The organism is Paraburkholderia sp. J10-1 (genome assembly GCF_905220165.1).
Taxonomy (GTDB): Bacteria; Pseudomonadota; Gammaproteobacteria; order Burkholderiales; family Burkholderiaceae; genus Paraburkholderia.
Window position 1 is genome coordinate 44,241 of the sequence record NZ_CAJMYW010000031.1, and the last position, 6,745, is coordinate 50,985.

Here is a 6,745-nt window from a genome sequence, read left to right on the forward strand (position 1 = left end):
GTCGTCGTTGATTCTTAAGAAAACCTGTTCAGTTCTGCTTGCGATCCCTTTTGGATTGCTTTCTGCTTGTGCGCTCGACACGCCACCCAAGACCAGCGACCTCGCCGCTCAGGCGGTTCCATCGCTCGACAGCCGGCGCCAATGGGCCAATCGTGGCACGCCCGGAGATCGCGCCGATGGATGGCTCGCCGGCTTCGATGACGCGCAATTGAACCGGCTCGTGCGCGAAGCGATCGACCACAACGGAGATCTGGCCATTGCCGCGATTCGCGTACAGCAGGCCGAGGCGCTCGCGACCGTGCAGAGCAGCGGGCTGCTTCCAGCCGCGGGCGCGAGGGGCAGGCTGGGTGAATCCGAGTCGCAGATCGTTTCGGTTGGCGCGAGCTGGGAACTCGATCTCTGGGGGCGTATCCGCGCGCAGTCACGGGCGGCGCAATCCGAACGCGCCGCGACGCAAGCCGATTATGTGTGGGCACAGCGGGTCGTGGCGGCAACGACCGCCAAGGCCTGGTTTTCACTCATCAAATGTACGGAACTCGAGAGCGCGCTCAAGCAGATCGTCGAGGTTCAGGCGCGGCTTGTCGGGATAGAAGGGCACCGCGTGGTCATCGGCGCAGCCCCGCAAATGGAGCTCGAGGAAGCGCGCAACGCGCTGAGAGTGAATCAGGATGCCCTCATCAAGGCGACTCAGGCGAGAGTCCGAGCCGCGCAAGCGCTGGAATTGCTGCTAGGCCGCTATCCGGGTGGGGAAGTCGAGGCCGAGCCGTCATTGCCGGCGTTGCCGCCCGCGCCACCTGCGGGCTTACCTGCGAACCTCGTCGAACGCCGGCCTGACCTTATTGCGGCGTCGCATCGTGTTGCGGAGGCGTTCGACCAGCGTCAATCGGCGCAGGCCGCGCGATTACCCAGCGTTTCCATCGACGTTGCGATCACGGGAATCCGAAGCGACGTGCTGTCGCTCATGGACTCGAGCAGTCCGGTCAAGGGCGTGAGCGCTTCATTCCTTGCACCGATCTTTACCGGAGGCAAGCTCAAGGCCCGGGCTGATTACTATACCGAAGCGCAAAAGGCAGCAATCGTCACCTATGACAACCGCGCGCTGGAGGCGCTGAGCGAAGTCGAAGCGGGGCTTCAGGCCGAGACGAGTTACAAGGCGCGGGTCGCGGAGTTGCAGGCGCGTGTCGAGGAATGCCACACGTTGCTGGTTCGGGAGGAGGCGCGTGTCTCAATCGGATCAGCGGATGAGCGCGGCGCGTTGAAGAGCCAGCAAACGCTGCTGCTCTCAGAGGCGGATCTACTCAGCGCGCGCGCAGACCAGCTCAACGCGCGTATCGACCTGGTGCTCGCATTGGGTGGCGACTGGCGCGAGGCGGGTGAAATGAGCGCGCAGGGGGGCGGCTTCTCGTCCCCGGACTTTCCAGATGCGAGCCTCGCGGCGAAATCGCAGAAGAGCGGGATTCATGAAAGCGATGCCGCGCAGTAAGCACCCAGGGATCGGGGAGCGCGGGATGCGCGGGGGAAGGCTCCGCTGTTCATTCGCAGTGCCGCGCATTGTGAACGTGGCGGTCGGGGCCGTCCTGCTATGGCTGGCCATGGCAACGCCGGCGCAAGCGCAGGAATTCTCCCTGCTCGGCGGCGGGTCGCGAGCCAGCAGCATCAACACCTATACCTGGGCTTTCAGCTACCAGGAAGGACTCGGCAAGTCCATGGCGACAAGCTTCACGTGGCTTAACGAAGGACATATCCCGAATCATCACCGCGACGGGCAGCTCATCCAGTTCTGGGCGAGGGTGCCGGTAGGCAGTCCGCAGCTCGTGCTGCAAGCCGGGCTCGGACCGTATCGCTACTTTGACACGACCACCGGGGAGCCAGGCGGCAGTTATTCGGATGTGCACGGTTGGGGCATCGTCTACAGCGTACGCGCTTCCTGGTATGCATCCAACCGCTGGGTCACGCAATTGCAGGTGAACCGTGTCCATGTGCAGCAAGGCCCGGACTCGATGGGCGTGATGCTTGGCGTGGCCTATCAACTGGACGCACCGGATGCGCCGGGACCCCGCGACTGGGCAGCGAGTTCTTCGAAGAAGGTGACCAGCAACGAGGTTGCCCTGTATCTCGGCAAGACTATCGTCAACTCGACCCGTTCGCCGGACGCATTCGGCGGCGCCATCGACTATCGGCGCAATCTCACGGACAACGTGGACTGGACGCTTGGATATCTGCATGAGGGCAGCACGAAAGTCGCCCGGCGCGATGGCGTGACCAGTCAGCTATGGCTCACGCGCGTGTTTCTCGACGATAAGGTTACGCTGGGCGTCGGGGCGGGTGCCTACTATGCGATCAACGAGAACGAAAACAGTGCGTCGCCGGGCCCCGGGGCCGGCAAATTCTCTGGAATCGTCACGATTGCCGGCTCCTGGCGCTTTAGCCCCAGGTGGGATGCTCGAATCGAGTGGAACCGCGTCGTGACGCGTTACGACCGCGACACCGACGTTATCCTGACTGGCATTGGCTACCGGTGGTGAAGTCAAATCTCAGACTGCGGTTTGTTGAATCAGTGTGGCCGGTTGCAGTTTCCATGAATCGAATCGCTGATCAATTCATGTAGGAATACTTGGTTTTATTTCATTGTGGACATCCCGGTCTGTTGAACTTTGGCGCACCTGGAGTGAAGCGCAGTCAACGAAAATTTTTCGGTAGAATTGAATGAAGATCCGTATTCTCCCTGTCTTGGCAGTCGCAGTATTTTTCGCCGGTTGTACGACGGCATCTCGTCCCGCGCACAATCTGGAAGCCGTCAAGTTGTCCCATGATCAGGTGGGCTGGGGCGTTCATTGCCACGGCCTGCTCGAAAGCAGCAAGACCTGTTTCAAGGTTGCCAGGAGGGTTTGTGCTGGCAAATCTGTGCAAGTGGTCTACGCATTCGATCGGCTCGAAAGCGGTTTGGGGCCAAAGGACGATGCTCGTGATCTCGTATTCATATGTGGCGTGCCAGCCCAGCCTGCAGTCGACAACCGCGAATGGGTGACGGTGGCGCCCAGTGCGCCGTCGAGCACGATGTAGCGCTTCAGAGCGGACAGCCGCCCGCAGCAAGGCGGCAAGCCGGACGTTTTTGGCTTTCCATATCAATTTTTCTGCGCACGTGCCGTAAGAAGGGGGTTGACTGTTCAAGGCTCGTGACCCATGTCGTTCACATCTCTGCGACGCACACTCATCGTTTCCGCTGGCGCACTCTGTCTCGCCGCCTGCGCTGTACCGCCTACGCCTCAATCGAGTACGCTGCCTCCTGAAGCGCGAGCGCGAACCCTCGCGGCAATTTCACATTTCATGTCGGACGGCGATGCGGACAACTTCGATTCTGTATCGAAGGGTTTCGATGCGCCCCTGTATGAAACGGAGCGCAACACCACGGTCGGAGGCACAGTCTTCGTTACATACCGCGGATTTCAGAAGAGAAGTGATGCCTTCTCCATCGATTCTACTTACCGGCAAATCTGGAAGAACGCTTATAGCCGGCATGCGACTGTGTCTTCTACTTTGCATTTGCTGATTAGCCACGATTTCTGCCTGACTCCTGACGGTTTCAGGCAAGCGTTCGGCAATCAAGTGGATAGGCTCGCCGATGGCAAAGGCAAGTATTCGGGCCTTGTGACGAGCAAGAACCTCGCGATGGTCGCATTCACCGACGACGGTAGTTGTGTAAAGTACATCGACATTTTCGCTCGCCACACGCCTGAACCCAAAGCGACGGCGACTGAATCGCACTGATTGGCAGGGATCCACGTCGGTTCGAACGACTGTAATTGCGCCGGAGCCGACGTTCGACGTCCCAAACCCCTGGCGTTGCGTTCACCGTGACGGCTAGTGCTTCAGGTTGTCGGAAAGCGGCCGGGCTCGGCGTCGTCGCGAGGCACCATGCGGCCCATCACGCGTTCCTCGGTGCAGTGGCAGCGACCGCCTGACTTGCGAAGGAAAACGCGAAGGCGTGGGCTAGTACCCGCAAGCACACAGCCTGTCGTGGCAAACGTAACTATTCCGTCGAACACGCCTTTGCCGCTCGCGCGTGGTTCCAGGGACCCGTTGAAGCTGCAGGTGCTGGACGATCCTGTAAAGGCGCCGGGTGGGCGCGTTTAGCCAAGCGCTAAATGGCCCGGACCGTCGGACAACGACGTGCGCACATTCGTCAGACTCATCAACCCGCGTTGGCCTCGTTCCGTTAGGCCGAATGTGGTCGCGCCAACACATGGCTGGAATAACGCTGCCCGGTGGCGCGTATAGCTGAAGCACTTCGCCAAGACGCGATGCTCGAGTCTTCGTATGCGCTTAGAGAGTGAAAAAAAGGGGCGTGCCATGAAGGAATCCAACGAACAGGAAGATATCCGGCTTCTCGTTGCGTTAAGGGCTGAAGCGGGCAAATATAACGGCATCAGCGAGCGCAGAATGTCAGGCTGCACGACGTTTGCGCTGCACGGGAGCATAGCGGCCTGCGTATGTGGAAATCTGATTGCCCTCAAGCTCCCTGAACTCTCTGTCGCCGCGTTGCTACTGACTCCCGGTTGCCGCTCGTTCCAGCCATTCGGGCAATTGGCATCACCACATTGGCTGGCTTTTACGGTGACAAGTCCCGCGTTCGAGGCGCTAGACCAATTGTTCGAGGAGGCCGTGGCCTTTGTGCAAGAATCAAGCGACGGCTGAAGGCACGAACCAGGGTGTAGACGGCACTACGTTCGCCCGGCCGACTTGCCCTCGTCCACGAGTGTGCCGATTTGTATAGACGGGCCTTATTCGGCGTTGACTGGTTGCCGCTCTTGTCCGCGCGTCCGCGAACGTGACAATCCCTCGGCGGGTGATGTAAAGCCTGAAGTCAATACCGACACCAAAAGTTGAGAGAGATCTCACTGATGAGACTGTCCCCGAATTCGGAACCTAATCAGCGATTCGCGATTCGCTCTATTCCAGCCGGTCGAATCGTCTAGCTCGATCGCGCCGAATTCGGGAACAGGTTTGCAGCTCGCGACATCTATTTCCGCGAGTGCAGGACGGTGACCAGGCGCTCTGTGCGCCGGGCGACCTTCCCGCCCCTTCAGGAGACTCAGATGAAAAGCATCCGCTGGCCGTTGCTCGCCGCGCTTGCGCTCGCAAGCGCTACCGGTTTGGCGCAGGGTTCTGGCCCGACCGATCCGCAGATTGCCGCTATCGTCGTTGTGGCGAACCAGGCCGATATTGATGCCGGCAGGCTCGCCGGATCGAGAACGCAGTCGAAAGACGTCAAGGCGTTCGCCGAACGCATGGTCGCCGACCATACCAGCGTCAACCAGGCGGCCGTCAGCCTCGTACAGAAGCTCCACGTTACGCCCGAGTCCAATCCGACCAGCGACAGTCTGAAGCAGGGCGGTGAAACCAATATTGCGGCCCTCAAGCCACTGCAAGGTGCAGAGTTCGATCGTGCGTATATCGATCATGAAGTTGCCTATCACGAACAGGTCATCGACGCACTCGACAAGACCCTGATCCCGAGCGCGAAGAACGCCGAACTGAAGGCACTGCTCGTGAAAGTCCGGCCTGCGTTCGTCGCGCATCTGGATCACGCAAAGCGCGTGCAGGCATCGCTGGTGACTGCGCAATGAGCGGCCTACGACGTATCTTGCCGGGCGTCTGGGCTATCCTGTGCATGGTTGACGCCGGGCCCGCGGTTGCGAAGACCTGGGTCGTGACGATCGAGCAGATGCGCTTCGTCCCGTCGACGCTGACCGTGCAGCGGGGGGACAGTGTCGTGTGGGTTAACAGGGACCTCGTGGCACATACGGCGAGCACCGATGCAAAGGCATTCGACTCAGGCAGCATCGCACCAGAAGCGTCCTGGCGAGATGTGATGAGCGAGCCCGGCCGTCACCCGTACGGGTGCCGCTTTCATCCAGCGATGCGTGGCACACTGGTCGTCGAGCCGACACCATGACAGAGCGAGGCGCTGCAATGGCCGACGTGCATCCGAGCGGATTGACGGATCCGGATGCGGATATCGTGCGCCGCATAATGGCGGGCGATCTCGCGGCTTTCGAGCTATTGATGCGCCGCCACAACCGGCGCCTGTACCGGCTTGCCCGCGCCACGCTGCGCAACGACGCCGAAGCGGAAGACGCGTTGCAGGACGCGTATCTGAAGGCCTTCAGGGCGCTCGCCGGATTTCGGGGCGACGCCGCGCTTTATACGTGGTTGTCGCGCCTCGTGCTCAACGAATGCCTCGGCAGGATGCGCCGTGCGGCTCGCCGCCAGAACGTCGTTCCCATGCTGCCGGATTGTCCCGACGACGAGCAGATGACTTCCGATATGAACCCGTTGAACACGCGTGACGACTACGCCCCCGACCAGTCGGCCTCGCGCGCGGAGATCCGTGCGCTGCTGGAGCGCAAGCTCGATGCACTGCCTGTGGGCTTTCGAACGGTGTTCGTGCTCCGGTCGGTTGAGGAGCTAAGCATCGAGGAAACGGCACAGAGCCTGGGCATTGCCGAAGCTACGGTTCGAAGCCGACACTTCAGGGCGAGGCAAATGTTGCGTGAATCGTTGGTGCAGGAACTGGAGCGGCTGGGCCCGGACCTGTTCGAGTTCGGCGGCCGGAATTGCGACCGAATCGTCGCAGCCGTACTCGCCCGGCTGCGACGATCAGGGTAGTGTGGAAATGCTAAGGAGTGCGGTGCATTGGCATCCGCTAACCGGGGAAAGAATCAGCTTCCGGTTCTGCAGCGTG

The 6,745-nt window shown here is 60.8% G+C and carries 8 protein-coding genes; all 8 read left to right on the forward strand.

The features are described 5' to 3' along the window. The first annotated feature begins 55 nt into the window (after positions 1-55). The 8 genes from U5A65_RS39270 (at position 56) to U5A65_RS39305 (ending at position 6,669) form a co-directional block, all read left to right on the forward strand. Positions 56-1,483 carry a TolC family protein gene (locus tag U5A65_RS39270; RefSeq protein ID WP_321939961.1) on the forward strand — a complete coding sequence of 476 codons (1,428 nt, stop codon included), beginning with the start codon at positions 56-58 and terminating at the stop codon, positions 1,481-1,483. Between the two features lie 109 nt (positions 1,484-1,592). Further along, entirely contained in the window at positions 1,593-2,525 is a 933-nt protein-coding gene (locus U5A65_RS39275; RefSeq protein ID WP_321939991.1) for a hypothetical protein, read from the forward strand. 181 nt (positions 2,526-2,706) lie between these two features. Next, the gene (locus U5A65_RS39280) at positions 2,707-3,063 is read left to right on the forward strand and encodes a hypothetical protein (RefSeq protein ID WP_321917367.1); all 357 of its coding nucleotides are present in this window, start codon (positions 2,707-2,709) and stop codon (positions 3,061-3,063) included. A 120-nt stretch (positions 3,064-3,183) separates the two neighbouring features. After that, the gene (locus U5A65_RS39285; protein WP_321949575.1) at positions 3,184-3,768 is read left to right on the forward strand and encodes a hypothetical protein; all 585 of its coding nucleotides are present in this window, start codon (positions 3,184-3,186) and stop codon (positions 3,766-3,768) included. Between the two features lie 582 nt (positions 3,769-4,350). Beyond that, on the forward strand, positions 4,351-4,695 hold the full coding sequence (locus U5A65_RS39290; RefSeq protein ID WP_321939960.1) for a hypothetical protein: 345 nt from the start codon (positions 4,351-4,353) through the stop codon (positions 4,693-4,695). A 401-nt stretch (positions 4,696-5,096) separates the two neighbouring features. Then, the gene (locus U5A65_RS39295) at positions 5,097-5,627 is read left to right on the forward strand and encodes a DUF4142 domain-containing protein (protein WP_321939990.1); all 531 of its coding nucleotides are present in this window, start codon (positions 5,097-5,099) and stop codon (positions 5,625-5,627) included. 44 nt (positions 5,628-5,671) lie between these two features. Then, entirely contained in the window at positions 5,672-5,956 is a 285-nt protein-coding gene (locus U5A65_RS39300) for a cupredoxin family copper-binding protein (protein WP_415766438.1), read from the forward strand. A 17-nt stretch (positions 5,957-5,973) separates the two neighbouring features. Beyond that, positions 5,974-6,669: an RNA polymerase sigma factor gene (locus U5A65_RS39305; RefSeq protein ID WP_321939959.1), complete on the forward strand. Its 696-nt coding sequence runs from the start codon at positions 5,974-5,976 to the stop codon at positions 6,667-6,669. Positions 6,670-6,745 lie beyond the last annotated feature (76 nt).

What these genes read in the sequence shown, in the direction of transcription:
- U5A65_RS39305 (WP_321939959.1), top strand. Translation starts at nt 5,974, where the DNA reads ATGGCCGACGTGCATCCGAGCGGATTGACGGATCCGGATGCGGATATC.
- U5A65_RS39290 (WP_321939960.1), top strand. Translation starts at nt 4,351, where the DNA reads ATGAAGGAATCCAACGAACAGGAAGATATCCGGCTTCTCGTTGCGTTA.
- U5A65_RS39280 (WP_321917367.1), top strand. Translation starts at nt 2,707, where the DNA reads ATGAAGATCCGTATTCTCCCTGTCTTGGCAGTCGCAGTATTTTTCGCC.
- U5A65_RS39295 (WP_321939990.1), top strand. Translation starts at nt 5,097, where the DNA reads ATGAAAAGCATCCGCTGGCCGTTGCTCGCCGCGCTTGCGCTCGCAAGC.
- U5A65_RS39285 (WP_321949575.1), top strand. Translation starts at nt 3,184, where the DNA reads ATGTCGTTCACATCTCTGCGACGCACACTCATCGTTTCCGCTGGCGCA.
- U5A65_RS39275 (WP_321939991.1), top strand. Translation starts at nt 1,593, where the DNA reads ATGGCAACGCCGGCGCAAGCGCAGGAATTCTCCCTGCTCGGCGGCGGG.
- U5A65_RS39300 (WP_415766438.1), top strand. Translation starts at nt 5,672, where the DNA reads ATGGTTGACGCCGGGCCCGCGGTTGCGAAGACCTGGGTCGTGACGATC.